The organism is Aeromonas sp. 5HA1, from assembly GCF_029237245.1.
GTDB classification, from domain to species: Bacteria; Pseudomonadota; Gammaproteobacteria; order Enterobacterales; family Aeromonadaceae; genus Aeromonas; species Aeromonas salmonicida.
In genome coordinates, this window is record NZ_JAACFW010000037.1 from 1 (window position 1) to 25,889 (window position 25,889).

The following is a 25,889-nucleotide window of genomic DNA, read 5'->3' on the forward strand; positions in this document are numbered from 1 at the left end:
GCTGCCGTCGCCCAGGGTCAGGGTGACGGTGTCGCCCACGTTGGCGTCGCCGCTCACGGTGCCGCTCAGCGTCACAGGGGTCTTGCCGTCCGCCTCGGCCTGGTTCACCACGTTGTCGCCACCCACCGCGATCGGGTCGAGGTCGATGCCCAGATCCGGTGCCGTGGTGTCGACCCCGTAGCCTTCGCTGTCGGTCGCGGTGGCGCTGTTGCCCGCCGCGTCGGTGCTGGTCACGCTGGCATCGATGGTGCGGTCGGTGTCCGCCGCGAGATCGCTGCCCGCCACCAGGATGGTGAAGCGGCCATCGGCATCCACCGGACCGGTGAACGGTTTGCCGTTGACGGTCAGGGTGACGATGTCCCCTGCCTTGAACTCGCCGGTCACGGTGCCGCTGACCGGGATCTGCTGACCCGCTTCGGCGGCGTTGATGACGTCGTCGTCGGTGATGTTGGCATCCAGCTCAATGGCGAGATCCACCGGCGCCGTGGTGTCGACCCCGTAGCCTTCGCTGTCGGTCGCGGTGGCGCTGTTGCCCGCCGCGTCGGTGCTGGTCACGCTGGCATCGATGGTGCGGTCGGTATCCGCCGCGAGATCGCTGCCCGCCACCAGGATGGTGAAGCGGCCATCGGCATCCACCGGACCGGTGAACGGTTTGCCGTTGACGGTCAGGGTGACGATGTCCCCTGCCTTGAACTCGCCGGTCACGGTGCCGCTGACCGGGATCTGCTGACCCGCTTCGGCGGCGTTGATGACGTCGTCGTCGGTGATGTTGGCATCAAGGGTGATGGCCAGGTCCACCGGCGCCGTGGTGTCGACCCCGTAGCCTTCGCTGTCGGTCGCGGTGGCGCTGTTGCCCGCCGCGTCGGTGCTGGTCACGCTGGCATCGATGGTGCGGTCGGTATCCGCCGCGAGATCGCTGCCCGCCACCAGGATGGTGAAGCGGCCATCGGCATCCACCGGACCGGTGAACGGTTTGCCGTTGACGGTCAGGGTGACGATGTCCCCTGCCTTGAACTCGCCGGTCACGGTGCCGCTGACCGGGATCTGCTGACCCGCTTCGGCGGCGTTGATGACGTCGTCGTCGGTGATGTTGGCATCAAGGGTGATGGCCAGCGTTGGTGCTGTCACATCCACGCTGCCATCATCGGTGGCAGTGCCTGTGTTACCAGCAGAGTCGGTCACGCTGGCGGTCACGTCATAACCACCTTCCGGCAGAGGAGAGATCACATCCGTGCTGTAAGTCCCATCCGGCTGAACAGTCGCAGTCAGGGTCTGCTGGTTGCCATTGGCATCCGTGACCACCAGAGTCACTGTGCTGCCAGGGGTAGCATCCGTGGTCCCTGTGATGGTCGGGGTTGTATCATTGGTGTTGTCGGGCGCATCCACTGTGATGGATGGAGCCGTGCTGTCCACGCTGCCATCATCGGTGGCTGTGCCTGTGTTGCCGGCAGGATCGGTGACATTGGCGGTGACCGTATAGGCGCCATCTGCCAGCGGGGTGACAACATCCACACTGAAGGTTCCGTCCGGGTTGACGGTTGTGGTCAGGGTCTGTTGATTGCCATTGGCATCAGTGACCAGCAGGGTCACAGTGCTGCCTGCCGACGCATCCGTGGTGCCAATCAGGGTCGGGGTGGTGTCATTGGTATTGTCTGGCGCAGAGACGGTGATCACCGGCGGCACCAGGTCGAAGGGGTCATCTTCACCCGCGACCGCATCGCCTGTCACACCGGCATCCGTCTGGTTGGCGGTATCAAATCCCGCCGCCGCTATGGTGGCATCGCCGGTACGATCTATGGTGACGAAGCCGCCATTGCCACTGGCACCGGCCACACCACCTATGTTGCCACCGCCTGCGGCAGGAGCACCGCCGGCTGCAGCCGCTTCAAACGCCTGGGTCGGGTCGGCCCCGCCCAAAATGGCTTGTTGCAAAGCCGATATCTCATCAGGAGTGCCAGTGGCCACATCCTGGTTCTGGGCCAGCAAAGGTGCCTGAGACGTTTCATCCTCAGCCTGCTGCTCGTTGGTCGGGCTCAGGGTGAAAGTCTGGTTGCCGCCGTTGAAACTGGCGCCCTCAGGAGTGATCAGCACCGCATCCCTGGGCAGGATATCGCCTTCGGCAAGCTGCTTCTGGCTGCCATCTGCGGCGACCAGGTAAATGTTGCCTTTCAACTGGGTAACAACGACGTCCTGTTCCAATGCGATTTTATGGCTGCTCATGTTCTCTCCTGAATCTCTATTGGCATGCAATATTCCACCGTCTAATGTGCCCGTGAATGACGCCAGAAACCAGTTAGAAAATTCGAATGGATAGACTGATTTGAGGCTAAACTGGCCGGTTAAACAGAAGGGTCAATGACGGAGGAGGTAAAAATAAAATCAAGATGATCAATGTGTTGCATTTTGATGACGGGAGCACATCACTGTGCTCCCGTCCGGGTCATGGTCAGACACCCGCCCACAGCAGGATGGCGAGCAACTGGGGGGAAATGATCCGCAGAAACATTACCAGGGGATAGACGGTGGCGTATGACAGGGCACTGGCACCACTGGTAGGGTGCATACCGTTGGCAAATGCCAGGGCGGGGGGATCCGTCATGGAACCCGCCAGCAAGCCGCACAGGGTGAGGTAGTTCATCTTGCCATACAGACGGGCCAGCACCCCGACCACCAGCAGCGGGATCAGGGTAATAGCCATGCCGTACATCATCCAGGCCGGGCCATCACCGTTGATCAGGGTATCGACAAAGCCGGCACCGGACTTGAAGCCCACCACCGCCAGAAACAGTACTATGCCAATCTCCCGCAGCGCCAGGTTGGCACTCGGCGGCATAAACCAGTAGAGCTTGCCGATGCTGCCAATCCGCGACAGGATCAGCGCCACCACCAGCGGACCGCCCGCCAGACCCAGCTTGAGCGCCGCCGGGAACCCGGGCAGATAGAAGGGGATGGAGCCGAGCAATACACCCAGGCCGATGCCGATGAACACCGGCAGCATCTGCACCTGCTGCAGCTTCTGCTGCACGTTGCCCACCACATTGGTCACCGCCTCTATGGCGTCGAGTCGACCCACAAGATTGAGGATGTCACCAAACTGCAGGCTGGTCTGGCTGGTCGGTACCAGCTCGATACCGGCCCGGTTGAGGCGCGAGATGACAACGTCGTATTTCTGCTTGATGTCGAGATCGCGGATCTTCTTGCCAAGTACCTGCTCGTTGGTGACCACCACCCGCTCTACCCGCAGATCGGTGCCGCGAGTCGAGAGCGAGGTCTCCACTTCTTCCCCAAGCACCAGCAGTACCTTGTGCAGCGCATGCCGATCACCCACCAGGTGCAGCAAATCACCGAGCTCGATGCGCGAATCCGACCGCGGCACCATCAGTTCCTCACCGCGTTTGAGGCGGGAGCAGATCACATCCGACTCGTCGAGACTCGGGATCTCGCAGAGCATCAGGCCATGCATATTGGGGTTGCGCACCGCAATATTGATGGTCTGCAGACTCTCCTTGGTCTTGCCTGCATGTTGCTCGAACTGGTCCGCTTCTTCGTCGATTTTGATGCGAAAAAACAGGCGAACCAGCCACATGGTCAGCAGGATGCCGCAGATGCCGAACGGATAGGCAACGGCATAGCCCATGCCCATCAAGCCGGTCGCGCCGGGGTCGGCCCCCAGCTCGGCCAGGATCTGCTGACCCGCACCAAGGGAGGGCGTATTGGTCACGGCGCCGGAGAAGACCCCGAGGATCACCGGCAAGGGTACATCGAACAGTTGATGCAGCCCTGCCGCGACCACACAGCCAAGGATCACCAGCAAGGCGGCGAATCCGTTCAACTTGAGGCCGGAGCTGCGCAGGGAGGAGAAGAAGCCGGGACCGACCTGGATGCCGATGGTGTAGACAAACAGGATGAGACCGAACTCCTGAATGAAGTGCAGGGTTTGCTCATCGAGCGCCAGGTCCGACACTCCCGCGAAGTGGCCCACTATGATGCCACCGAACAGCACACCTCCTATTCCCAAACCAACGCCATAGACCCGCCAGTTTCCCAGCCAGAGCCCCAGCACCGCCACCAGCGACAACATGCTGATGGAAAGCGCGATATCACTCATCGTGTGCATCCTTTGCGAATTGAACTGTCTCTAGCTTGTCAGCAAACGCTGACGCCAACTGTGTGATACCGCACGATTTTATCCTTCTTAGCGGCAAAAATACCAATTAAGGGCTAGTCAAGCGATGTAACCATAAATGGCCATAAAGTGACAAACACTGCCACCCAGCACGAACAGATGCCAGATGGCGTGGTTGTAAGGAATGCGCTTGGCCACGTAGAAGATGACCCCCAGGCTGTAGATAAGACCACCGAGCCCGAGCAGCAACAAGCCCTCGCCCTCCAGATGGAGGTAAAGCTGATAGATGACCACCAGCGACAACCAGCCCAGCATCAGGTAGGTAAACAGCGACAATTTTTCGAATCGGTGGATGAAGAACAGCTTGAACACCACCCCCGCCAGTGCCAGCCCCCAGATCACCACCATCAGCCCCTGCGCCAGCGGGGTATCGAGCGCCACCAGCAGGAAAGGGGTATAAGTGCCAGCGATCAACAGATAAATAGCGCAGTGATCAAACACCTTGCACCAACGTCTGGCACTTCCCTCCGCCATGCTGTGATAGAGGGTCGAGGCAAGATAGAGCAGCACCAGGCTGCCGCCATAGAGGCTATAGCTGATAAGCGCCTGGGTGCCCTGCCCCCAACCCTTGTTCAACAGCAGGATCAGGCCCAGGATCCCGAACACCAGCCCCAAGCCGTGGCTGAGGCGATTGGCCAACTCCTCGCGGGGAGAATAATCCGTCACACTGCTCATAACATACTCCTGCCCAAACTGGGCTCACTCTAGCTGCCGCCATTTCAGAGTACAAGTGTTAGCTTAAATGGAGCATCATCTGATTGGGCCCATCCCCATGATGCGCTCATGGCTGTCACCCGTTTACCTTTGGTGTATGCTCTGCGGCCGATGCCCACGTCGCTGTCGCTGCTACGGTTGCTCACCTCCCGGTGACACCCTGGCAACCTGGTCTGGAGAACCTGATGAAGTTGACTGAACTGTTTGCACTACCGGATCCGGCCTTCGGTCAGGCCATGACGGCCCTGCTGGAGACCTTCCATCACTCGGATGACAGTCAGGCCCCCTACCAGCACGACCACTTCACCCACCAGCTCGATCAATCCCGGATGCCCACTGTCGGCATCTCGATGGATAACTATCTGGCGCGACTGGCAACCCTGGTGCCAGGAGCGTCCCATCTGACCTCCCCACGCTATATGGGGCACATGACGGCGCCACTGCCCGCCTTCACCGCCGAGTTGTCACGCCTGCTGGTGATGCTCAACCAGAATCCGATGAAAATGGAGTCCTCCCGCCTGCTCAGCTTTCTGGAGCGGGAGGTGCTGGCCAAGCTGCACCGTCTCATCTATCGCGCCGATGATGCTTTTTATGACGAGCAGATGCATGCCAAGGATGCCGCCCTCGGCGTCATGACCAGCGGCGGCACCATCGCCAACGTCACGGCGCTGTGGCTGGCCCGCAACCGCGCCTGCGGTGACAACCTGTTCGCCCTCTACGAGCAGGGCTATCGGGGCGCCGTGATACTTGGATCCCGGCTGATGCACTACTCCTTCGACAAGGGGATGGACCTGCTGGGGCTGGGCGCGCACAGCGTCTGGCGGCTCGCGAGCGACGACCAGAACCGGCTCGACATGACGGCACTGGAAACCGCACTGACCCAGTGCAAGGAGCAGAAGCTAAAAGTGCTGGCGCTGGTCGGGGTGGCAGGCAGTACCGATTTTGGCTCCATCGATCCCCTGCCCGAGCTGGCGGCCATTGCGGCCCGCGAGCAGATCCACTTCCACGTGGATGCCGCCTGGGGCGGCCCGACCCTGTTTTCGCCCCGCTATCAGGGGCTGCTTGCAGGAATTGAACTGGCCGATACCGTGACCCTGGATGGGCACAAGCAACTGCTGGTACCACTCGGTACCGGCATGCTGCTCTGCCGCCAGCCGGACCTCATGATGACGGTCAAGCGAGAAGCGCCCTATGCCATCCGTGCCAGCTCCTTTGATCAGGGCCGCTTTACCCTGGAAGGCACCCGTCCCGCCAATGCCCTCTATCTGGACGCGGCCTTCCAGCTGTTTGGCCAGCAGGGTTACACCCGGCTTATCGAAGCCAACTACGACAGAGCCAGATTGATGGCGGATCTCATCAACAAGGATCCCGCCTTCGAGCTGATGTCGGCCCCGGTGATGAACCTGCTCTCCTACCGCTGCATTCCACCCCATCTGCAGGGCAAAGCGCTCGATGAGGCGGCCAACGACCAGATCAACCAGTTCAACGTCGCCTTGCAAAAAGCCCAGCGGGCCGAGGGACACAGTTTTGTCTCCCGCACCCAGCGAGCGGTAGGGCGCTATGGTGCCCAGCCGCTCACCCTGCTGCGCGCCGTATTGCTCAACCCGCTGATTGAGGAGTGCCATATTCGCGAGCTGCTGGCGGATCAACAACGCATCGGCGCCGACATTGCCCGGCAGTTATTCGGTCAGGCAAGCGGCAAGGAACTGGACGCCAAATGAGCGGTCTTATTCATTTGCCGTTGTCTACCTTGCAGGTAGACTGGACAAAATTTTGAGGTCTATTTTTGAGGGCTATGAGCCAGACATGAAGCAATTTATTGAATTTATTCCACTTATCGTTTTCTTCGCGGTCTACAAGTTCTACGACATCTACACGGCTACCGGCGCCCTTGTCGTCGTGACCGGTCTGCAACTCATCTATAGCTGGGTGCGTTACCGCAAAGTCGAGAAGATGCAGCTCTTTACCTTCCTCTTGGTTGGCTTCTTCGGCGGCCTCACCGTCTTCTTCCATGACGACGCCTTCATCAAGTGGAAAGTCACCGTCATCAACATCTTGTTCGCACTGGGCCTGCTCATCAGCCGCTACGGCTTTGGCAAGAACCTCATCAAGCAGATGCTGGCCAAGGAGCTGCAAGCCCCCGATGCCATCTGGGATAGGGTCAATCTTGCCTGGGTTGGTTTCTTTACCGTCTGCGGCCTGCTCAACCTCTATGTGGCCTTCAACCTGCCGCAAGAGATGTGGGTCAATTTCAAAGTGTTCGGCTTGCTCGGCATGACGCTGGTGTTTACGCTGCTGAGCGGTGTCTACCTTTACCGCCACCTGCCGGCCGAGCAGAAAGGCGAACTGAAAAAATAATCGCCATCAAGAAGAAGGATTGTCTCATGTGGTATCTCATCTACTCCGAGGATGTTCCCAACAGCCTGCCCCTGCGCAAACAGGCCCGTCCTGCCCACCTGGCCCGCCTGCAGGCGCTGCAGGATGAGGGACGACTGCTGACTGCAGGCCCCAACCCGACCATAGATGCCGACGATCCGGCCGATGCGGGTTTCTCCGGCAGTACCGTCATCGCTGAATTTGCCAGCCAGGCCGATGCCAAGGCCTGGGCAGATGACGATCCCTATGTGGCAGCCGGTGTCTATGCCAAGGTCACCATCAAGCCCTACAAAAAGGTGTTTTGAGCTCAGGTGGTGGGCGAAAATGCAAAAGGCCGGACAGTGTCCGGCCTTTTCACATTTGTGCTGCCCTTGTTTAACGGTTGCTCAGGCCCGCGCGACAAACCAGGGGTTGAGAATATCTGGCTTGTTGTAGGCAAGGGGTGATCCATCGAGCCGGGTCACGCTGCCCCCAGCCCCTTCCAGCACGGCCTGCGCCGCTGCCGTATCCCACTCGCAAGTAGGTGCGAGGCGTGGATAGAGCTCGGCCCCCCCTTCGGCAATGATGCAGAACTTGAGAGAGCTGCCCATGGAAACCAGCTCAATCTCGCCCCGCTCTATGTCGCCAAAGCGCGCCAGATAATCGAGGGTCTCCCGGGACAGGTGGTTACGACTGCCCACCACCCGCCAGGGCGCCCCTTCCTGATGAGGCCGGGTCTGGATGGCTTCACGCTTGCCATCGGCCACACGCCAGGCACCCATCCCCTTGCCGCCATACCAGAGCCGGTCCAGCATGGGGGCATAGACCAGACCCCACAGCGGCTTGCCATCCTCGATCAGCGCGATATTGACGGTGAACTCGCCGTTGCGGGAGACAAACTCCTTGGTGCCGTCGAGCGGGTCCACCAGCCAGTAACAGGACCAGCCATGGCGCAACCCCATCACCTCTGGGCCAGACTCCTCCGAGAGCACAGGAATATCGGGGGTGAGCCCTGCCAACGCCTGCACTATCACCTCATGCGCACCCTTGTCGGCGGCGGTCAGCGGGCTCTCGTCCCCCTTGTACTCCACCGTAAAGGGCTGGCTGTAAATGGCCATGATGATGTCACCGGCAGCGCGGGCGATGGGCTCCAGCTTGGAAATTGCAGGGAAAAACATAGAAAAGACATCCTGATCAAATGGTTAGTACAGTGTACCCATTTTGGGCAAAAGAGGCTTATAGCCGTTTGCTCTGACTTATAAAGTGTCATAAATGACAGACAAAAAGTGGCGCGACTCGGCTAATCCTCAATAGTGATTCCACACAACACAAGGACGTGAAACCATGAACTACAAGACCCTGACCGCCACCCTGCTGCTGAGCTGCCTGCCCCTGTTGAGCCAGTCTTTGCTGGCCGCCGACAAGCCGGCAGCCAAGCCAGCGACCACGGTCACCGCCGCCAAGGAGAGTGGCAAGGTGAACCTGAATACGGCCAGTATCAATGAGTTAACTGCCCTCAAGGGGATCGGAGAGAAGAAGGCGCAGGCCATCGTCGATTTTCGTGAGAAACAGGGCAAGTTCACCACGGTTGAACAACTGGCGGATGTCAGCGGCATAGGGCCGGCCACTCTGGAAGCAAATCGGGACATGATCATCGTCAAATAGCCGGTTTGGACTTCTTCCATCATGAGGGCAGCCTGTGGCTGCCCTATTTTTCTTCGGGTATCATGGGGCCACTTTGTATCTCTGGACTCTCTCCATGAAAAAGACACAGCTCGTTGTACGCAAGGCCGTTCTTCCTGTCGCAGGTTTGGGCACCCGCATGCTGCCTGCCACCAAGGCCATCCCGAAAGAGATGCTGCCCGTGGTCGACAAACCGCTGATCCAGTATGTGGTGCGTGAAGCCATCGCTGCCGGTATCAAGGAGATCATCCTGGTGACCCACTCGAGCAAGAACTCCATCGAGAACCACTTCGACAAGAGCTTCGAACTGGAAGCCACCCTGGAGAAGCGGGTCAAGCGGCAGCTGCTGGAGGAGGTGCAACACATCTGCCCCAAAGATGTCACCATCATGCATGTGCGCCAAGGCGAGGCCAAGGGTCTGGGTCATGCCATCTTGTGTGCCCGTCCGCTGATCGGCGACAACCCCTTCGCCGTGCTGCTGCCGGACGTGCTAATCGATGACATGGCCAGCAACCTCAAGCGCGATAACCTAGCCGAAATGGTACACATGTTCGAAGGGGATCAGATCAGCCAGATCATGGTGGAGGCGGTTCCAGAGAGTGAAGTGGACAAGTACGGCATCGCCGATATCAAGGGGGAAGATCTGACCGAGGGCATGTCCCTGCCGATGCAGGCCATTGTCGAGAAGCCGCCCCGTGACGAAGCGCCTTCCAATCTGGCCGTGGTCGGCCGCTACGTACTGTCAGCCAACATCTGGCCACTGCTGGAGCGCACCCCTGTCGGTGCAGGTGACGAGATCCAGCTGACCGATGCCATCGCCATGCTGATGGAACATGAGCAGGTCAACGCCTACTTCATGAAAGGACGCAGCCACGACTGCGGCAGCAAGATGGGTTTCATGAAAGCCAACGTGGAATACGCGGTACGCCATCCGGAACTGAACGGTGAATTCACCGCCTGGCTGAAGCAGTTTGTCAAACAGTTGTAAACGCTGAATATTTAACCCATCAACAGAATAAAAAACTGGGCATCGTTCGATGCCCTTTTTCATTTTATAAACAATTATTCAACCATTGATAGATAAAATATCGCTAAATCATAATATTGTAATTTAATCACGCTTGTTCTATAAGGATTAAGGCTTGTTCCTAGCCCTTGCATAAAACTCCTAAAAAAATATAAGACACAGGTGGAAGTTCCAATGAATAATCCGTCCAAAGGGACCTTTTTAGGTCACCCTAAAGGGCTTTTTTTGCTCTTTAGTACCGAACTGTGGGAGAGATTCTCCTATTACGGCATGCGGGCCGTGCTCGTGCTCTATCTGACAGACATGACTGCCAACGGCGGTATGGGCTGGACTCAGGCCGATGCCCTCAAGCTCTACGGCATCTATACCGGTCTGGTTTATATCACTCCCATCATAGGTGGCTGGCTGGCAGATACTTTCCTCGGCCAACGCCGCGCCATCCTGATCGGTGCCATCTTCATGGCTGCGGGTCAGTTCACTCTGGCCCTGCCGCATGCCATGTTCCCGGAGATGGTCAACAGCGTCTTTTACGCAGGTCTCGGCTTGTTGATCCTGGGTAACGGTCTGTTCAAGCCGAACATCTCCACCATGGTGGGTGACCTTTACAAGGAAGGTGACCACCGTCGTGACGGCGCCTTTACCATCTTCTACATGGGCATCAACCTGGGTTCCCTGCTGGCTGGCGTGATTTGTGGCGCCGCTGCCACTGCCTATGGCTGGCAAGCTGCCTTCGTCAGCGCCGGTATCGGCATGCTGCTCTCTCTGGTAGTGCAGGCCACCATGGCGCAACGCTTCCTCGGGGACATAGGTCGTGTGCCGGCCGCCCAGCGCGCAGCCCAGCAACGCTCCAAAGAGCAGAAGGCGCCGCTGACCAAGCAGGAAGTGGATCGCATCAAGGTGATCCTGGTGCTGGGTCTGTTCACCATCATCTTCTGGGCAGGCTTCGAGCAGGCCGGTGGTCTGATGAACCTGTACGCACAGGAATACACCAACCGCATGATCGGCAGCTTCGAAGTGCCGACCGCCTGGTTCCAGTCCTTGAACCCCTTCTTCATCATCACGCTGGCTCCCATAGTCGCAGCCATCTGGATCAAGCTCGGCAACAAAGAGCCGAACTCACCGGTGAAGTTCGCCATGGGTCTGCTGTTCCTAGCCGTGGGCTTCCTGTTCATGATCGGTGCCGTGCTGGAGCAGGGTGGCGATCAGAGCGTCAAGACTTCCATGTTCTGGCTGGTCGGGGCCTACCTGTTCCACACCCTGGGTGAGCTCTGCCTCTCCCCTATCGGTCTCTCCATGGTGACCAAGCTGGCTCCGCTGCGCTTGGCCTCCCTGATGATGGGTGCCTGGTTCGGCTTCGTTGCCCTGGCCAACTATATCGCCGGCTTCGTTGGCTCCTTCGTCGGTGAATCCGGTCCCATCGCCATCTTCGGCGGCATTGCCATCGCTGCCGTGATCAGTGCCCTGATCCTGTTGACCATGGCCAACCGCCTGGTCTACTGGATGCACGGCGCCGAAGGTCCGGCCAAAGAGCCAGAAGAGCACGACAAGAAACTGCAGTCCGCCACCGTCTAACCGGTCAGGATTGTAAAAGACAAACGGGGCGCCCAGTGGGCGCCCCGTTTGTCTTTGTCTGCCACAAACCAGCCATCAGTGATGGCGTACCTGCATATGGAGAGCGCTGCCGCTGTCATTGTCAAACTGCAGGTCAAAGGGTTCGTGCCAGCAGCGCTTGTGCAATGGGTAGTGGCTGCTGCGCATCAGACCGAGCGGCAAACCGCCAGCTCGCATCAGCCAGTGCGGTGAGGTCAGCCCGGCATTGGCAAATACCAGCCCGTCCTCCTGATCAAACAGCAGAGCCGCCATGGCAAAGGAGTGACGCAGACCGGATTCGATAAGTTGCAGATTGAGGTAGTCGAGCAGCCGGTGCGGCTGGGTCAGCAACAGGCTCTCCTTGTGCTGGAACTGGCGATAGGGGGCATTCATCAGGGAACGCACCAGTGCGCCGCAAAAAGCCGCATCAACCCCGAGGATCGGCAGCTCCATCACCAGTACCAGCAGCTTGTCATCCACCTTGAAGGTATCCGGGATAAACAGGTTGCCCATCCCCTTGAAGGTGACTTGCCAGGGACCCCACTCCTGCAGTGATGGCGGCCTCAGCCAGGCGAGCAAGCGAGTGGCGGCTTTGTCGTGATCACGAAAGAAGTCGATGTGATCCATCAGCTCCAGCTGCTGCCCATAACCATAGTTAGCCGTCAAACACTGCTCTATGCTGTGGCGCACCAGGCCATAGTCAGACACCGGCTTGATGAGATAATCACGGGCACCGGCGCGCAGCGCACGCTCGACCGCCTCCATCTTGCTCTGGGCCGAGATGACGATGACGGGAATATGGGGATAGCGGGCAGAGAGGCATGCGATGACCTCATGCCCATCCATGTTGGGCATGTTCAGATCGCACAGCACCACATCGGGGTGATAAATCGCGGCGGCAGAGAGGCCTTCAATCCCGTCTTCGGCCTGAAATACGCACGCCCCGTCATGCTCGAGATAAGTTACCAGAGAGTGGCGAAAAACGGCTTCATCCTCCACTACCAAGATCCGTAATCCGGCTTTTGACATCTTGACAAAGCTCTTATTAGTCAACTGGTTATTTAAAGAATAAGCCTAGACCAAATCGACAGAGACGTGTGCACCAAGACGTCAATTTATGACAATCATTCCCATTTCTTATAGAGCGTCTCCGCATCCAGTTGTTTGATAAACGATTGGTAGTCAATTCCGGCGGCCAGCACGAATTCGGTCAGCAGGCAGCGGCACACCCGCAGCAGCTCGGCGCCCTGCCAGGGTTTCTCAAGGTAGTGATCGATGCGGGCCAGATTGACGGCCGCTATGGTGTCCTTGTGGGTCGCCTGTCCGGTCAGCAGGATCTTGCGAGTATGAGGAAAGCGCCCATCCAGCCCGATCCGGGTCAGCAGCTCCACTCCGCTCAGGCCCGGCATCACATGATCCGACACCACCAGCGCAATCTGCTCCCCGGCGGCATCCAGCTCCTCCATCAGGGTCAGACACTCCTGTGCCGATTCGCACTCTTCCACCCTGAGCCAGCTGGCCAACGGCGCCAGATCGCGGCTGATGGCGTTGAGCACCTCCCGCTGATCATCCACACATATCAGATTCATCTTGTCCATATTCCCTCGGTAATCTCACCTTGAATGCCGTCAGACCAGGTTCGCTGACAAGCGAAATTTCGCCGCCATAGCTGGTCACTACCCGTTCGGCAATGGCCAGCCCCAGCCCCAATCCGAACGAAAGCCCGCCGCGTTTGGTGGTGACGTTGGGCTTGAAGATGCGGGGTTGCAACTCGGGCGGTATCACGGGACCATTGTTGGCCAGGGTCACCTCGATCCACTCATCATGGGTCCGGCAGTGGAGCCAGATCTTCGGATCTGCGGTCGCTTGCAGGGCATCCAGCGCGTTTTTCAGAATATTGGCCCATACCTGTACCAGCTCGGCCTCGTTGGCACAGAGTCGGGGATCTCCCTCCAGCACAGGTTCAACCTGAACCTGGCGCAACGAGCTCTGCAGTAACGCCAGCGCCTGCTCAAGCGTATCGCGCACCTTCACGCCGTGGCGACGCTCACCATCGGCGCCCCCCAACTGTTTGACTGAACGCACGATCGCCGCCGCATGGTTCACCGCCAGCTGCATGTCGTGACAATCGCGGCCAAGCTGCCAGTAGTTGGCGACCCCCAGCAGATCCCGCATCCGTGCCCGGGTGGGCTGTTCGCCATTGAGGATCCGCGCCAGGAGCTTGGCCTGCTCCGGGGCCAGCCTGAACTGCTCCTCCAGCCGCCTGGCATCCCGCCTCACTTCGGCGCTGGAGCTCAGTTGTCCCGCCTCCAGTCCCTGGCGAAACAGACGAAACTCTCTGGGATAATATTGCCGCAGCATGTCGCCGAGAAAATCGACCAGACCGCTACCATTGCGTGTCACCACCCCGATGGCGTTATTGAGCTCGTGGGCCAAGCCTGCCGCCAGCTGGCCAAGCAGACTCAGTTTTTCCGCCTCCAGCAGTCGCAGCTGGGTGCGAGTCCGCTCCAGATAGGCATGATTGACCTTGCGCTGGCGCTGGGCCAGCTCGGCCATGATGACCGGCATGAACTGATCGGCCAGCGAGCCGAACCGCTCGGGCTCGACCGGCAGGGTATTGCGATCGAGCCAGGCCAGCTCGCACGGCTCCTGCGCCACCAGCCTGCAATAACTGGCCCCCTGGGAGAAATAGCTATGCACCCCGAGGTAGTTGCCCGCCTCCACTATCATGATTGGCACTCGCTGGCGCTCGCTCTCAGCCATGATGGTGCCTTCTACCCGCCCGCTGCGCAGCAAATAGAGCCGATCGTTATGCTCTCCCTGCTCCAGCAACTGCTCCCCCGCCGCCAGGGTGCGCTGGCGCAGCGGATCGCTGAAGTAACGCAAATGAAGGGGATGGGGCTCGCTCATTGCACAAACCCTATGGCATTGAGCAGCGCTATCATGGCCAGGCAAAGCAAGAAGCCAACACCGCCGCAACTGACCCCCACCAGCGCCATATGACGAGTATCCACATTGCCGCTGGCATGGGCCAGCGCATTGGGGGGCGTGCTGATGGGGAGCGCCATCCCGAGGCTGGCGGCAAAGGTCACGCTCAGGATCAAGCCCATGCTGCCACCGACCGAGCCGAGATCCAGCGAGGAGCCGAGAGCGGCCACCATGGGTAGCAACAGGTTGGCACAGGCAGTATTGCTCATGAAATTGGCCATCAGCAGACAGAGCCCCGTCGCCCCCACCATGATCAGCATGGGTGGCCACTGACTGAATGGAATGGCCTGCACCAGACTGGCCGCCAATCCCGACTTCTCCAGCCCCATCCCCAGTGCAATACCGCCGGAAACCAGCCAGAGCACGTCCCAGGAGACCTTTTTCAAATCGTCCTTGGTGAGTACCTGGCCTATCAGGAAGATAGCCACCGGCACCAGACCGACCGTATAGGAGTTGATACCGTGCCAATCGCCAGTCAGCCAGAGGCCAATGGTGAGGATGAAGGTGGCATAGACCAGCAGTGCCTTGGGCGTCTTGAGAAAATGGCCCTTGATCTCGAGATCGATGCGACCCTGCTCACAGGGAAACAATCTGATCAGCAGCAACCAGCCAAACCCCAGCATCAGCAGCACGAAGGGCACGCCAAAGCTCATCCAGGCGGCGAAACTGATGGCATCATCTCCTACCAGATACTTGAGGGCCACCGCATTGGGTGGCGTGCCGATGGGAGTGCCAATTCCCCCTAGGTTGGCCGCCACCGGGATGGCAAGGGTGAAAGCGATACGACCGGGATCCCGCGGCCCCAGCAAGGCCAGTACAGGGGTCAGAATGGAGAGCATCATGGCGGTGGTGGCGGTATTGCTCATAAACATGGAGAAGGTGGCGGTGATCCCCATCAACCCCAGCAGCACCCTGTTGGGATTCTGGCCGAACGGCCTGAGCATGACCCGCGCCAGGTTCATATCCAGCCGATACTTGGTCGCCGCGATCGCCAGAAAAAAACCACCAAGAAACAACATGATAATGGGCGAAGCGAAGGTACTCATTATCTCCTTGTGGCTGAGCAAGGTGCCAAACTCCGCAGAAGGAGAGGCGGGCTGCCACCACTTGATCCCGCTGTCCGACACCAACAGCAACTCCAGCACAATGATCAGTACCGAAGTCGCAAAGATGGGGATCGGCTCCAGCACCCAGCAGAGGGTAGCCATCACAAAGATGGCGAGGATCCGCTGCTCTATCACTGTGAAGCCAGCCAGGCCGAAGCTGGCGGTAGGCAACATCAGGATCAGCAGGGGTGCAAAGAGGGGTAACCAGTATTTAGCGCTCAGAGGCATAGTCAGAGTCCATTCGCTGCGATGGGGCAGTCTGTGGGCAAGCTTGCCCCAACAGGGTGGTAAAGTCCGTGAAGGGGATCATGGTTCATGGCCATGACTACCCACCAAGTGGTACATTCAAACAAGCCATCCCCTCTTGCCAGCCGCGAATTGTATGAGGCCCCGCCATGGGGGATAATGCCCCCCACGCCAGCCCCTGAAGAACATCATGACACCAGCCGAATACAGCGCCCTCGCCCATCCCAGATTGTCCCATCCAGCTCGCAGCCTCTATACCTTGCAGCTGCGCAGACTGGTGCTGGAAAATCAGCTGGCCCGGCTCAACTATCCCGAGCTTGGGCGCTCATTGGCAGTGGTTGATCCAAGCGATCCCAGCGGCTTCTGTTTTCAGGTCAATGCCCGCCAGCTGACTGAACTGTTCGACGAGCTGATGGAAGCCGGCCTGCTGCAGGTCGAGGCGCAGGCTGACAGTGAGCACTACCATCAGTGTCCGTTCCAGCTGCCGCTGCTGACCCAGAAGGTGCGCAGCCCGCTGCCGGAGCGCCCCTTCCAGATGCACCTGCAGTGGCGCCCGGATGAGGAGCTGCCCGCCCTCGCCCGCCTCTGCGGGGTGATAGATGCCAGCTACAACGAAGAGGATCTGGGGGAGTTCATCGCCTACTGGCTGGGCCGCCCCGAGGTGTTCGACTCCCAGCATCAATGGATGCTCAAGTTCATTCGTGCCCTCAAGACCCGCCGCTACGTCCGTCGCCAGCCGATGGAGGCGAAAGGTTACCAGCAGGTCACGTCAGTCCCTGCAGACTCTGGCCCAAGCAAGCGGGCGCAGCAGATGATCGAAGAGGCCAAACGGCTGGCACAAGTGCAGACCCAGGAACAGGCGCCGCAGCAGGAGCCGGATAATGATTGATAGCGGCCCCCGCCTGCAGGCAAAATCAGTGCCTTGTTCCCCCATCCCTGACCCAGCAGAAGGAGCATTCCATGACTGACCCGCAAGATCCCCTGCGCCAGGAGCTGGAAGAGATTGAAGCCAAGCGCAAAAGAATCGCCAAGGCCAAACAGGATCATCGTGTGCACGATACCGAGCTGAGCCAGCACGTGGGCGGCTTGCTTGAACGCATTCGTCGCCTGCAGGCCCAGACTGGTGGCAGCCAGTACGACTACGAGACTCTGCGCAAGGAGTACGACGCCAAAGCCAACGCCGAGGTACGCGAACTGCAGAAGGCGGCTCGCCAAGAGCGGATCCAGAAGCTCATCGCCCAGGCGGATCTCAATCCGGACTGGGTATTCGAGAAGATGGATGCCACCGATCCGGCGCTGCAGTACCCCATGGAGACGGCCCGCTACTTTATCAGTGGTTTCGAGCACTGGGAGAAGAGCGGTGGCGGCTGCATGCTCATCTATGGCGACTATGGTACCGGCAAATCGACCCTGGCAGGCGCCGTGGCCCATGAACTGATCGCCCTGCACCAGAAATCGGTGATCTTTCAGCAGTGGGCCTCCATAGTGGATCGCCTCTTCTTCAACGTGATCCAGGATCAGGAGGAGCGCAATCAGTACCGCCGCGCCCTGGAAGAGGTCGACCTGCTGATCATCGACGAGGTGTCCGCCAATCGTGCCAAGATGGCGGAGAGCCAGTCCAGCTTCCTCGGCCACCTGCTGCGTCGCCGGCGCAACCTCTCCAAAAGCGTCATCATCATCACCAACCACAGCCCCCAGAGCCTGCATCAGGCCATCGGTGATTTCAGCTTCGAGGCAATCAAGGCATTCAACCCGGTGGATATCCAACTGAGCGGCCCCAGTCGTCGCCCCAACATAGGCCACTACAACGGCTGATCTCCACGCGAGCCCGTGCCAGCTGGCCGGGCTCGCAGTGCCTCCCTGATTACCTGCCACCAAATAAAAACAACTCTCATTTACAGAGCAATGCCAACCCTCTAGGCTAACCCTTTCGCCAAAGGGAGCAGAACCATGCCAACCACACTTATCTTCGGAGCCAGCCGCGGGCTGGGCCGCGCCTTCACCCATTGTGCCTTGAGCCAGGGTCACAGAGTCGTGGCCCTGGTCCGTAACCCGGAGATGGCCGCAGAGCTGCGTACATTGGGGGTCGAGGTCGTTGAGGGTGACGCCCTCGACCAGGAGGCAGTGGCGCAAGCTTGCAGGCTGGCTGGCCACGAAGCCGGAGTGGTCTCGACCCTCGGCAGTTTCCGCCAACCGGAACCCGTCGACTATTTGGGTAATCGCCATGTGATCGACGAGATGGAACAAGCCGGACTGACACGCCTGCTGCTGGTCACCTCGCTCGGTTGCAGCGACAGCTGGCAATACCTGCCAGAGCGGGCGCGGGCTGCCTTCGGTCATGAGGTGCGCTTGAAGAGTCTGGCCGAGAGCTGGCTGCAAAGCAGCGCACTGAGCTGGACCATATTGCGCCCGGCGGGCTTGCAGGACGGTGACGCCACCGGACAGGCGGAACTGAGTCAGGGGAAAGAGATGCACGGCCTGGTACGACGCCAGGATGTGGCCGCACAGGGATTGCGCCTGCTTGTCGACGAGACGACACAAGGGAATATCTACGCCATCAGTGACCCCACACTGCAACGCGGTTAATCCTGCCAGCCAATTAAAAAAACGGTCAGCCTCAGCTGACCGTTTCCATATCGGGCAGGGTTCAATTGACGGCAGGCACGGACCGCTGGCGCCATGCCAGCACCCAGAAAGCGAGGCCGCCATTGAGCAATGCCAGCCCCCACAACTGCCACCAGTAGCGGGAAACTTGGTCAAAATCGGCGCCCATCTGATTGAGACGCAGGAATCCTTCGATGGCCGGGGTACTCGGCACCCACTGGGCCAGCCAGTTGAGCGGGGTCGGGATCAGCTCCAGCGGCCAGATGAAACCCGCCAGGAAGACCAGCGGCATGGAGGAGAGCAGCACCACCTGGGTTGGCAAATCCCGCCGCGTAAACAGGGCGCCCAGCAGCACCCCCAGCCAGGTAGTCGCCAGCAGGAACGGCAGGGTGAACAACCACAGCGCGGCCGGCTCTGCGGCACGCACTATGTTGTAGTGATCGAAGCAGAAGCCGAAAAAGTAGGCCACGGGCAGCACGAAGAGCCCGCCCACCACCAGGGTTCTGGCCAGCAACAGGGCCAGCACAGGGGCACGCTGCCAATAACCATGCTCACCGCGCCCACTGCGTTGATTCTGGGTCGCCCCCAGGATCCCCGTCCCCATCAGCAACACCTGATGCAGGATCAGCACGAACACAGCCGGCACCACATAGTTCACATAACCCATGGTGGGATTGAACACGGGCAGCACGTTGAGTGCCACTGCATTCCAGCCCGTGGCGGCCTGGGGCAAGGCCTCCCCATGGCTCAGCAGCCGGGCGACCTTCACCTGCGCAGCGAGCGAGCCACCGGCCTGGGCGAGGCCCTCGGCAATGGTGCCGTAAACCAGAAAGTAGGAGGCATCACCGGCATAGCCCAGAGTGACGCTCTTTCCCTGCATCAGATCCCGATAAAAATGGCGAGGGATGTGCAGGATACCGCGGCCCTTGCCCGTCAGCAGCAGATGACGCGCCTCATCCAGACTGGCCGCCCGCGCCACCAGTTTCACCTGGGGGGTGGCATCGGCCATGAACTCCAGTTGGCGAGAGAGCTGACTGCCATCTTCGTTGACTACCACCACCGCCTCTTCCCGCGACAACTGGTGCAGGTAAGGTTGCGGATAGAGGAAGGAGTAGAAGAGTACCCCACCAAACAGGGTCAGCATGATGGCCCTGTCGGCCAGCAGGGTGCGCAGCTCCAGCCGCAACAGATCCCAGAAACCTAGCATTGTTCCGGCTCCTTATCGGCTGTCTGACGAGCAAGATCGGCCTGTTGCTTGTAACGACGAACAACCAGCAACAACGGCAGTAGAAACAGCAGCAGGGCGCCGAACTGGGGCAAGGCGGCACCGAGCGGCTGACCGTAGTTGGTCTGCCCTATCTGCAGCTCCACATAGTGGGAGATGGGCAAGAGATTTCGCCAGAACTGGGCAAAATCACCCATGGCACTGACCGGGAAAGTTACCCCCATAAAGGCAAATCCCGGCGCTGTATAGGCGCCCGCCAGCGACAAGGCGCGGGCCGGATCCCGGATCATCCCGTAAAAGAAGGCTCCCATGCTGACGCAGGCGGCCGAGGCGAGCCCAAGACCCAGTGTCAGCACCAGCCAGCTGCCTTGCATGGGATAACTAAACGCCTTGAACAGCAGCAGGCTCCACACCAGGCCCCAAGCCCACCCAATCAATACATGAGGCAACAAAATGCGCCAGAGGCCGAACCAGACCCCTTGAGTGGTCCAGTCCAGCCCCAATCGATCGGTGCGAGCCAGGGCATTGATCCCGTAGAGCACCACCAGTATCTGCCATACCGCAGGCAGCAGGGCGCTCAGCAGAAACTGGGCATAGCTGGAATTGATGTTGTAAAGCGCCGTCACCTGGCTGCTGATAGGCACGGATTGCCCCACGGCGCCGGACAGTACCTTGCCATCGGCCATGGCTGCGAGCACGCCTACCTGACCATTGAGAGTGCCGACCACCTGGGCCAGCGCCGAGTTGACCAGCTTGGCAATCAGGATGAACTGGCCATTGTTGAACACTGTCACCTGGGGCTGGGTCCCCTGGCGGGCATCCCGCTCCAGATGATGAGGGATCACCACCAGGACGTAGATCTCCCCCCCTCGCAGGGCTCGAGCCCCCTCATCGATGGAATCAAACTGACCCGTGAGGCGCAGGCCGGCGGAACCATCCAGCGAAAATGCCAGCTGGCGGGAGAGGACACTCCGATCCAGATCCACAAGACCAACCTTGAGATCACGCGCCAACCCGGCCGAGAAGATCCAGCAGAGGATACCCATCAGCAAGAGGGGAACCCAGCTCATCAGGGCACGACTGAAGGGGTCCTGCCACAATCGCCGCCATTCATGTCTCATCAGAGTTCGACCAGCACACTCATGCCAACTCGCAGACCGTCAACCGGCTGCAAGGGGCGCGCCTCCACCTGGAAGCTCTTCATGTCGAAGCCCTGACGGGTATCGGTAGCACGCCAGGTGGCAAAATCCCCCATCACGGCCACATGGGTGACCTTGAAACGGACCGTCTGCTCACCCAGACCAGGAATGGTGGCGTCAAACTCGGTACCCAACGCAAAGCGGGGCAGCAAGTCTTCACGCACATGGAACAGGGCCCAGGCATCCCCCATGTCGAGCAGCGTCACCACGGGGAATCCCTGCGGCGCCAGCTCGCCACTGCGCAACAACACCTGGGACACTTCACCTGCGTGGGGGCTGGCGATGCGGGTATCGGCCAGATAAGCCTCCACTTCCGCCACCGAGCCTGCTGCCATATTGGCCTGCTCACGGGCCGCCACCTTGGTCTCTTCCCGCGCCCCTTCCAGGATCATTTGATATTGCTGCCAGGCCATGCCTTCGCTGTACTTGGCCGCCTGCCAGGCAGTCCAGGCCTCATCGCGCTTTTGCAGCGGCATGACCCCATCACGGTGCAGACTGGCGATACGCTCGTAAGTCTTGCCACGCAGCTGGGCGGCCGCCTTGGCTTTTTGCCACTGATCCTTGGCCGCAGCGATTTGCTGGGCACGCGCCCCTTTCTCGGCTTCTTCGGCCATGGCCCCGGCCGCAGCCTGACCCGCCTTGGCCTGGCTCAGCTTGGCCTCAATCTCGGGGCTGGCCAAGGTGAATACCAGCTGATCCTTGGCCAGCACGTCACCCTTCTTCACCAGCACCTCGTCGATCCGGCCCGCCACCTTGGAAGAAACCGAATACTGCTGCGCCTCTATCTGGCCCTGCAAGCGAACCGGCTCAGGCTGATAGGCAAGCCAGAAGCGCCAGCCCAGCCAGAGAGCGAGCAACACCAATGCCAGTGGCAACAACAGCGGCTTGCCCTGGCTCATCTTCTTCTTGATGGGAGAATGACTCATGAATTCACCTTTATTGCCTGACCATGCTGATATTGATTGAAACTGTTCATCTGACCGGAGAGTGCCAACAGGCGAGCCAGTGAAATCACATATTGATAGGCAGCGGCGGCGCGTTGGGTCTTGACCCCCGCCAGCTGGTTACGGGCATCGACCACATCCAGCGACGTGGACAGCCCCTGACCGAATGCCTTGTCCCGCAGCAGTACGTTCTCCTCGGCCAGGGCCTGGGAAGAGGAGAGCGCCTGATACTCCTCCAGCCCCTGCGCCGCCTCGCGCCAGGTCTTCTCGACCAGCAACTCCAGATCCTGGCGGGTCTTGGCCTGCAGCAGATTGACCTGCAGCTCGGCGCTCTTGGCCGCCTGCACCGTTTCAGAGCGACCATCCCGACTTACCAGCGGCATACTGACCCCGACGCCAACCAGCCAGTCAGGTGTGGTCTTGGAGGCCAGCGAGTCATCTTCATAGAGGTTGTAGTTACCGAACAGGAACAGCTCGGGGGCATATTTGCCCTTCTCAAGCTTGATCAGACCCTGCGCCTGCTCCTTCTTGGCGGCCAGCAGCTTGAGGCCGGGGTGGACCGCCAGGGTCTCCTGCACGAAGGCATCCAGTTGCGGCATGCCCTCATTGATGAAGAGCTGGGTGTTGGGCTCGGCCTGCTTGAGTTTGAGCATGTGGCCCAGCGCCAGCTGAGCTATCTCCAGAGTGCGGCGGGATTTCTGGGTGTCGATGCGCGCCCTGTCATAGGCAGATTGGGCAGAGAGGCGCTCGACCTTGGCGATCTGGCCCTGGGCTTCGAGCTTCCTGGCATGATCCAGATGATGGGCCAGCCCCTGCTCTATCTCCTGTTTGGTCTGCACCACCTGCGCGGCCAGCACCACGCCGAAATAAGTCTGGGAGAGGCTCTCGAAGGTGGATTGCTGTTTGAGCACCAGCAGCTGCTGCGCTTCGCTCACCTGAGCCTGACGGATGTCCTGCGCCGCATCGATGCGACCACCGGTAAACAGTGGCCACAGCATCTTGACCGAACTGGTCACCACATTCTGCTTGGTCAGGGGAGTCACGAAATCACTGGCGGAGAGATTGAGCGCCTGCATGACAGGGGCCAGCACCTTGCCAAATTCGGGATGGTTGGCGATAGGATTGAGATCCATCATGTCGAGCTCCATCGGCTGATCGAGGTGGGTATAGCTGGCCCCCACATCCACCTTGGGCAGATACATGGCCTTGGCAGCCTCGCGCAGTTGCTTGGCTCTATCCACACCGGCCTGTTGTGCCGCCAGTCCGTCATCCTGCTGGATAACCCGACTCCAGGCTTCGCTGAAACTGACCGTCTGTGCCTGGGCTGAGCCCAGCATGGCCCCAAGCAGGCATGGGCAGAGAGATTTGATGAACCTTGACGTCATACATCCCCAATCTGTTTGTAATGAAATTGTTTGGAGCCTTTGCTCGATTCAAGGCCGGTATAATAGCGCAAACCGGTACGGGAGGGGGACAGCCAAATCGTCGAGCTACCCACTCATTTGACCCCGCAGATCCACCCCGACAATATGCCTGATTTTCAAGCACTCCTGAATTTGCAAGCCTTGGCGCGACGTTTTTTTCAGAAAAAAATGGCTGACGCTCAAATACTAACCTTTTCTCCTGACTAAAAAATGCGTAATATACGCCGCCCTAAGCCGATGGTAACCGTGGAATGCAGATAGGTCCCCACACGCTTGAAACACCCTTGATTGTGGCGCCCATGGCCGGTGTAACAGACCGACCATTTCGTGAACTTTGTTTGCGATTGGGTGCCGGCATGGCCGTTTCCGAGATGCTGCTGGCCAACCCGGATGTCTGGGATACCCAGAAAACCAGGATGAGAATGGATCACTCTGCAGAAGGTGGCTTGCGATCGGTCCAGATTGCCGGAGCCGACCCAGAGATGATGGCGTTTGCCGCCCGCTACAACGTGGAGCAGGGCGCTCAGATCGTCGACATCAACATGGGTTGTCCAGCAAAAAAAGTGAACAAGAAGTTGGCAGGTTCCGCCCTGCTGCGCCATCCCGATCTGGTCAGAACTATCTGCCGGGCCGTAGTGGATGCAGTGGATGTGCCTGTTACCTTGAAGATCCGCACAGGATGGGATCCGGATAACCGCAATGGCGAGGAGATCGCCCGAATCGCCGAAGATTGCGGTATCGCGGCCCTCGCCGTGCATGGTCGTACCCGTGCCTGCCTCTACCGGGGTCACGCTGAGTACGACACGATTAAGGCGATTAAGCAGGCCGTATCGATTCCTGTTGTCGCCAATGGCGACATAGACAGCCCGGAGAAGGCCCGGTATGTCCTCGACTATACCGGCGTTGATGCCGTGATGATCGGCCGTGCAGCGCAAGGACGACCCTGGATTTTCCGGGAAATCCGTCATTTTCTTGAGACGGGCACCAAGCTGCCGCCTCCCGAAAGGGAAGAGGTTCGCACCCTGATGAACGAGCATGTAACCAACCTGCATCAGTTTTATGGTGCATATCTGGGAGCGCGCATTGCTCGTAAACACGTGGGCTGGTATCTGGATGAAGAAGAGACGGGCCGAGAATTCCGTAAGCACTTCAATGCCCTGGATTGTGCAGACGCACAACTAGAGGCACTCGAAGCGTATTTCGATGGATTAGGTTAACGCATAACTAAAGAGCCGACCGAATATGTTCGAACAAACCCTGACTTCTGATGCATTGGTAACAACTACTCATAATCACGCTGCCGAGCCGACCCAGCGCCCCCTGCGTGACTCTGTGCAACAGGCCCTGCGTAACTACCTGGCCCAGTTGAACGGTCAGGAAGTGATTGATCTGTACGATATGGTCCTCTCCGAAGTCGAAGCTCCCATGCTGGACGTGATCATGCAATATACCCGCGGTAACCAAACCCGCGCCGCTGTGATGATGGGCATCAACCGTGGCACCCTGCGCAAGAAACTCAAGCGCTACGGCATGAACTGATCTCGGTCAGATCTGCTGCAGTGCAGACGAAGGCGTATTCCAGCAATGGGATACGCCTTTTTCTATGGCTGCCATTTACTCGCTGGCAAGCTTGATGCCCAGCCCCACGAACAAGCCCCCCATCAGGCGGTTGAGCCAGCGCCCCAACCGGGCAGGCAAGCTCACCCTGCGGCTCGCATAGGCAGTCGAGAAGGCCAGCAGGTGGCACCAGATCATGCCGTTGAGGTTGAAGATGCAGCCAAGCAGAATGAAGGCCAGCGCCTTCTGTGGCGCATCCGGGGCAATAAACTGGGGCACAAAGGCGAGGAAGAAGAGCGCGACCTTGGGATTGAGCACATTGGTCAGCAACCCCTGCCGAAATATACGGCCATAGGAGAGTACAGGCAAGGCCACAGCCGCGTTGGTAGCAGGAGGCGTCTTGGCCCCTTGCCAGAACATGGAAAGCCCCAGGTAGACCAGATAGAGCGCCCCCATCAACTTGATGACGGTGAACAGCTCAGCCGAGGTGCTCAGCAAAGCCGACAACCCCAGTGCAGCCGCCAGCACATGCACCATGGTGCCCGTCCCAATCCCCAGCGCAGCCACGGAACCCGCCCGCCAGCCCTGAGAGCCGCTGTGCAGCATGATGAGCAGAGAATCAGGCCCAGGCATCATGTTCAACAACAAACCAGATACGATAAACAACGCCAGATCGTGGATCCCCAACATACACAGCTCCTTGCTCGTGAAAGAGACAGTCTATGGATCCCATGCCTCTTGTCATCCCCCGTAGCAGCAATAGTGATTATCAACGGAGGGAATAGCCAAGGCATCACGGCTTTGGCCAAATAGGGATCCGAGGATAAAAAGAGGAAATCATCAAACTGAACGCGAAGGGAAGGCGAATTATTTGGACAATGCCTTGTACAGAAATGCAAAAACCGGCGGGCAGGAAATTTCAAATAATAAAAAACCCCGCTCGATGAGCGGGGTTCTTCGTGTTGGGTGCCTGGCAGTGTCCTACTCTCGCATGGCGAATGCCACACTACCATCGGCGCTACCGCGTTTCACTTCTGAGTT

At 59.2% G+C, this 25,889-nt stretch carries 24 protein-coding genes; 11 read left to right on the forward strand and 13 right to left on the reverse strand.

Annotation, left to right across the window (positions count from 1 at the left end):
* The 3 genes from GWQ27_RS21535 to GWQ27_RS21545 form a co-directional block, all read right to left on the reverse strand.
* On the reverse strand, positions 1–2,220 hold a 2,220-nt coding region (locus GWQ27_RS21535), incomplete at its 3' end, for a retention module-containing protein (RefSeq protein ID WP_275908285.1).
* 226 nt (positions 2,221–2,446) lie between these two features.
* Entirely contained in the window at positions 2,447–4,108 is a 1,662-nt protein-coding gene (locus tag GWQ27_RS21540) for a putative transporter (protein WP_111589915.1), read from the reverse strand.
* Between the two features lie 117 nt (positions 4,109–4,225).
* The gene (locus GWQ27_RS21545) at positions 4,226–4,861 is read right to left on the reverse strand and encodes a hemolysin III family protein (protein WP_021140622.1); all 636 of its coding nucleotides are present in this window, start codon (positions 4,859–4,861) and stop codon (positions 4,226–4,228) included.
* A gap of 224 nt (positions 4,862–5,085) precedes the next feature.
* Here GWQ27_RS21545 and GWQ27_RS21550 point away from each other — a divergent pair, with 224 nt between their 5' ends.
* The 3 genes from GWQ27_RS21550 (at position 5,086) to GWQ27_RS21560 (ending at position 7,581) form a co-directional block, all read left to right on the forward strand.
* The gene (locus tag GWQ27_RS21550) at positions 5,086–6,621 is read left to right on the forward strand and encodes an aminotransferase class I/II-fold pyridoxal phosphate-dependent enzyme (RefSeq protein WP_275908286.1); all 1,536 of its coding nucleotides are present in this window, start codon (positions 5,086–5,088) and stop codon (positions 6,619–6,621) included.
* A gap of 85 nt (positions 6,622–6,706) precedes the next feature.
* On the forward strand, positions 6,707–7,258 hold the full coding sequence (locus GWQ27_RS21555; RefSeq protein WP_005318063.1) for a septation protein A: 552 nt from the start codon (positions 6,707–6,709) through the stop codon (positions 7,256–7,258).
* Positions 7,259–7,284: 26 nt separating this feature from the next.
* A complete protein-coding gene (locus tag GWQ27_RS21560; RefSeq protein ID WP_059114085.1) occupies positions 7,285–7,581 on the forward strand; it encodes a YciI family protein in 297 nt (98 codons plus the stop codon).
* Between the two features lie 81 nt (positions 7,582–7,662).
* On the opposite strand, the gene cysQ is transcribed toward GWQ27_RS21560, so the two are convergent.
* Positions 7,663–8,433, reverse strand: a complete 771-nt coding sequence (gene cysQ / locus GWQ27_RS21565) for a 3'(2'),5'-bisphosphate nucleotidase CysQ (protein WP_275908287.1) — start codon at positions 8,431–8,433, stop codon at positions 7,663–7,665.
* 166 nt (positions 8,434–8,599) lie between these two features.
* Here cysQ and GWQ27_RS21570 point away from each other — a divergent pair, with 166 nt between their 5' ends.
* From GWQ27_RS21570 to GWQ27_RS21580, 3 genes are all read left to right on the forward strand, one after another.
* On the forward strand, positions 8,600–8,920 hold the full coding sequence (locus tag GWQ27_RS21570) for a ComEA family DNA-binding protein (RefSeq protein ID WP_275908288.1): 321 nt from the start codon (positions 8,600–8,602) through the stop codon (positions 8,918–8,920).
* Positions 8,921–9,014: 94 nt separating this feature from the next.
* The gene (gene galU / locus GWQ27_RS21575) at positions 9,015–9,926 is read left to right on the forward strand and encodes a UTP--glucose-1-phosphate uridylyltransferase GalU (RefSeq protein ID WP_021140626.1); all 912 of its coding nucleotides are present in this window, start codon (positions 9,015–9,017) and stop codon (positions 9,924–9,926) included.
* Between the two features lie 213 nt (positions 9,927–10,139).
* Entirely contained in the window at positions 10,140–11,537 is a 1,398-nt protein-coding gene (locus tag GWQ27_RS21580) for a peptide MFS transporter (RefSeq protein ID WP_169047469.1), read from the forward strand.
* A gap of 75 nt (positions 11,538–11,612) precedes the next feature.
* Here GWQ27_RS21580 and GWQ27_RS21585 read toward each other — a convergent pair whose 3' ends face one another.
* The 4 genes from GWQ27_RS21585 to GWQ27_RS21600 all read right to left on the reverse strand — a co-directional run bounded on the left by GWQ27_RS21585 (position 11,613) and on the right by GWQ27_RS21600 (position 15,877).
* Positions 11,613–12,584, reverse strand: coding sequence for a response regulator (locus GWQ27_RS21585; protein WP_275908289.1), 972 nt, complete (start codon positions 12,582–12,584; stop codon positions 11,613–11,615).
* A 95-nt stretch (positions 12,585–12,679) separates the two neighbouring features.
* Positions 12,680–13,144: a response regulator gene (locus GWQ27_RS21590; RefSeq protein WP_197665895.1), complete on the reverse strand. Its 465-nt coding sequence runs from the start codon at positions 13,142–13,144 to the stop codon at positions 12,680–12,682.
* Complete coding sequence (locus GWQ27_RS21595) at positions 13,122–14,465, reverse strand: ATP-binding protein (RefSeq protein WP_265434681.1); 1,344 nt, start codon at positions 14,463–14,465, stop codon at positions 13,122–13,124. Before GWQ27_RS21595 ends, GWQ27_RS21590 begins: the two co-directional genes overlap by 23 nt.
* Positions 14,462–15,877, reverse strand: a complete 1,416-nt coding sequence (locus GWQ27_RS21600; protein WP_159167105.1) for an SLC13 family permease — start codon at positions 15,875–15,877, stop codon at positions 14,462–14,464. Before GWQ27_RS21600 ends, GWQ27_RS21595 begins: the two co-directional genes overlap by 4 nt.
* Positions 15,878–16,085: 208 nt before the next feature.
* On the opposite strand from GWQ27_RS21600, the gene GWQ27_RS21605 reads away from it, so the two are divergent.
* From GWQ27_RS21605 to GWQ27_RS21615, 3 genes are all read left to right on the forward strand, one after another.
* Complete coding sequence (locus GWQ27_RS21605; protein WP_265420828.1) at positions 16,086–16,784, forward strand: DnaT-like ssDNA-binding domain-containing protein; 699 nt, start codon at positions 16,086–16,088, stop codon at positions 16,782–16,784.
* A 71-nt stretch (positions 16,785–16,855) separates the two neighbouring features.
* Entirely contained in the window at positions 16,856–17,710 is an 855-nt protein-coding gene (locus GWQ27_RS21610) for a DnaA/Hda family protein (RefSeq protein ID WP_005318087.1), read from the forward strand.
* A 135-nt stretch (positions 17,711–17,845) separates the two neighbouring features.
* Positions 17,846–18,481 (forward strand): SDR family oxidoreductase, encoded by a 636-nt coding sequence (locus GWQ27_RS21615; protein ID WP_275908290.1) that lies wholly within the window; start codon positions 17,846–17,848, stop codon positions 18,479–18,481.
* 61 nt (positions 18,482–18,542) lie between these two features.
* Here the strand turns inward: GWQ27_RS21615 and GWQ27_RS21620 are convergent, their stop codons facing one another.
* From GWQ27_RS21620 to GWQ27_RS21635, 4 genes are read right to left on the reverse strand one after another with little or no spacing between them, the layout of a single operon-like run.
* A complete protein-coding gene (locus tag GWQ27_RS21620; protein WP_275908291.1) occupies positions 18,543–19,706 on the reverse strand; it encodes an ABC transporter permease in 1,164 nt (387 codons plus the stop codon).
* The gene (locus tag GWQ27_RS21625; protein ID WP_275908292.1) at positions 19,700–20,845 is read right to left on the reverse strand and encodes an ABC transporter permease; all 1,146 of its coding nucleotides are present in this window, start codon (positions 20,843–20,845) and stop codon (positions 19,700–19,702) included. Before GWQ27_RS21625 ends, GWQ27_RS21620 begins: the two co-directional genes overlap by 7 nt.
* A complete protein-coding gene (locus GWQ27_RS21630; RefSeq protein WP_275908293.1) occupies positions 20,845–21,849 on the reverse strand; it encodes an efflux RND transporter periplasmic adaptor subunit in 1,005 nt (334 codons plus the stop codon). Before GWQ27_RS21630 ends, GWQ27_RS21625 begins: the two co-directional genes overlap by 1 nt.
* Positions 21,846–23,252 (reverse strand): TolC family protein, encoded by a 1,407-nt coding sequence (locus tag GWQ27_RS21635; RefSeq protein WP_275908294.1) that lies wholly within the window; start codon positions 23,250–23,252, stop codon positions 21,846–21,848. Before GWQ27_RS21635 ends, GWQ27_RS21630 begins: the two co-directional genes overlap by 4 nt.
* A gap of 290 nt (positions 23,253–23,542) precedes the next feature.
* Here GWQ27_RS21635 and dusB point away from each other — a divergent pair, with 290 nt between their 5' ends.
* Both dusB and fis read left to right on the forward strand, forming a co-directional pair.
* Positions 23,543–24,508 (forward strand): tRNA dihydrouridine synthase DusB, encoded by a 966-nt coding sequence (gene dusB, locus GWQ27_RS21640; RefSeq protein ID WP_005318109.1) that lies wholly within the window; start codon positions 23,543–23,545, stop codon positions 24,506–24,508.
* A 25-nt stretch (positions 24,509–24,533) separates the two neighbouring features.
* Positions 24,534–24,830 (forward strand): DNA-binding transcriptional regulator Fis, encoded by a 297-nt coding sequence (gene fis / locus GWQ27_RS21645; protein ID WP_005309538.1) that lies wholly within the window; start codon positions 24,534–24,536, stop codon positions 24,828–24,830.
* A 75-nt stretch (positions 24,831–24,905) separates the two neighbouring features.
* On the opposite strand, the gene GWQ27_RS21650 is transcribed toward fis, so the two are convergent.
* A complete protein-coding gene (locus GWQ27_RS21650; RefSeq protein WP_125609456.1) occupies positions 24,906–25,538 on the reverse strand; it encodes a LysE family translocator in 633 nt (210 codons plus the stop codon).
* Positions 25,539–25,889: the final 351 nt, after the last annotated feature.

What these genes read in the sequence shown, in the direction of transcription:
- GWQ27_RS21540 (WP_111589915.1), bottom strand. Translation starts at nt 4,108, where the DNA reads ATGAGTGATATCGCGCTTTCCATCAGCATGTTGTCGCTGGTGGCGGTG.
- GWQ27_RS21545 (WP_021140622.1), bottom strand. Translation starts at nt 4,861, where the DNA reads ATGAGCAGTGTGACGGATTATTCTCCCCGCGAGGAGTTGGCCAATCGC.
- GWQ27_RS21550 (WP_275908286.1), top strand. Translation starts at nt 5,086, where the DNA reads ATGAAGTTGACTGAACTGTTTGCACTACCGGATCCGGCCTTCGGTCAG.
- GWQ27_RS21555 (WP_005318063.1), top strand. Translation starts at nt 6,707, where the DNA reads ATGAAGCAATTTATTGAATTTATTCCACTTATCGTTTTCTTCGCGGTC.
- GWQ27_RS21560 (WP_059114085.1), top strand. Translation starts at nt 7,285, where the DNA reads ATGTGGTATCTCATCTACTCCGAGGATGTTCCCAACAGCCTGCCCCTG.
- cysQ (WP_275908287.1), bottom strand. Translation starts at nt 8,433, where the DNA reads ATGTTTTTCCCTGCAATTTCCAAGCTGGAGCCCATCGCCCGCGCTGCC.
- GWQ27_RS21570 (WP_275908288.1), top strand. Translation starts at nt 8,600, where the DNA reads ATGAACTACAAGACCCTGACCGCCACCCTGCTGCTGAGCTGCCTGCCC.
- galU (WP_021140626.1), top strand. Translation starts at nt 9,015, where the DNA reads ATGAAAAAGACACAGCTCGTTGTACGCAAGGCCGTTCTTCCTGTCGCA.
- GWQ27_RS21580 (WP_169047469.1), top strand. Translation starts at nt 10,140, where the DNA reads ATGAATAATCCGTCCAAAGGGACCTTTTTAGGTCACCCTAAAGGGCTT.
- GWQ27_RS21585 (WP_275908289.1), bottom strand. Translation starts at nt 12,584, where the DNA reads ATGTCAAAAGCCGGATTACGGATCTTGGTAGTGGAGGATGAAGCCGTT.
- GWQ27_RS21590 (WP_197665895.1), bottom strand. Translation starts at nt 13,144, where the DNA reads ATGAATCTGATATGTGTGGATGATCAGCGGGAGGTGCTCAACGCCATC.
- GWQ27_RS21595 (WP_265434681.1), bottom strand. Translation starts at nt 14,465, where the DNA reads ATGAGCGAGCCCCATCCCCTTCATTTGCGTTACTTCAGCGATCCGCTG.
- GWQ27_RS21600 (WP_159167105.1), bottom strand. Translation starts at nt 15,877, where the DNA reads ATGCCTCTGAGCGCTAAATACTGGTTACCCCTCTTTGCACCCCTGCTG.
- GWQ27_RS21605 (WP_265420828.1), top strand. Translation starts at nt 16,086, where the DNA reads ATGACACCAGCCGAATACAGCGCCCTCGCCCATCCCAGATTGTCCCAT.
- GWQ27_RS21610 (WP_005318087.1), top strand. Translation starts at nt 16,856, where the DNA reads ATGACTGACCCGCAAGATCCCCTGCGCCAGGAGCTGGAAGAGATTGAA.
- GWQ27_RS21615 (WP_275908290.1), top strand. Translation starts at nt 17,846, where the DNA reads ATGCCAACCACACTTATCTTCGGAGCCAGCCGCGGGCTGGGCCGCGCC.
- GWQ27_RS21620 (WP_275908291.1), bottom strand. Translation starts at nt 19,706, where the DNA reads ATGCTAGGTTTCTGGGATCTGTTGCGGCTGGAGCTGCGCACCCTGCTG.
- GWQ27_RS21625 (WP_275908292.1), bottom strand. Translation starts at nt 20,845, where the DNA reads ATGAGACATGAATGGCGGCGATTGTGGCAGGACCCCTTCAGTCGTGCC.
- GWQ27_RS21630 (WP_275908293.1), bottom strand. Translation starts at nt 21,849, where the DNA reads ATGAGTCATTCTCCCATCAAGAAGAAGATGAGCCAGGGCAAGCCGCTG.
- GWQ27_RS21635 (WP_275908294.1), bottom strand. Translation starts at nt 23,252, where the DNA reads ATGACGTCAAGGTTCATCAAATCTCTCTGCCCATGCCTGCTTGGGGCC.
- dusB (WP_005318109.1), top strand. Translation starts at nt 23,543, where the DNA reads ATGCAGATAGGTCCCCACACGCTTGAAACACCCTTGATTGTGGCGCCC.
- fis (WP_005309538.1), top strand. Translation starts at nt 24,534, where the DNA reads ATGTTCGAACAAACCCTGACTTCTGATGCATTGGTAACAACTACTCAT.
- GWQ27_RS21650 (WP_125609456.1), bottom strand. Translation starts at nt 25,538, where the DNA reads ATGTTGGGGATCCACGATCTGGCGTTGTTTATCGTATCTGGTTTGTTG.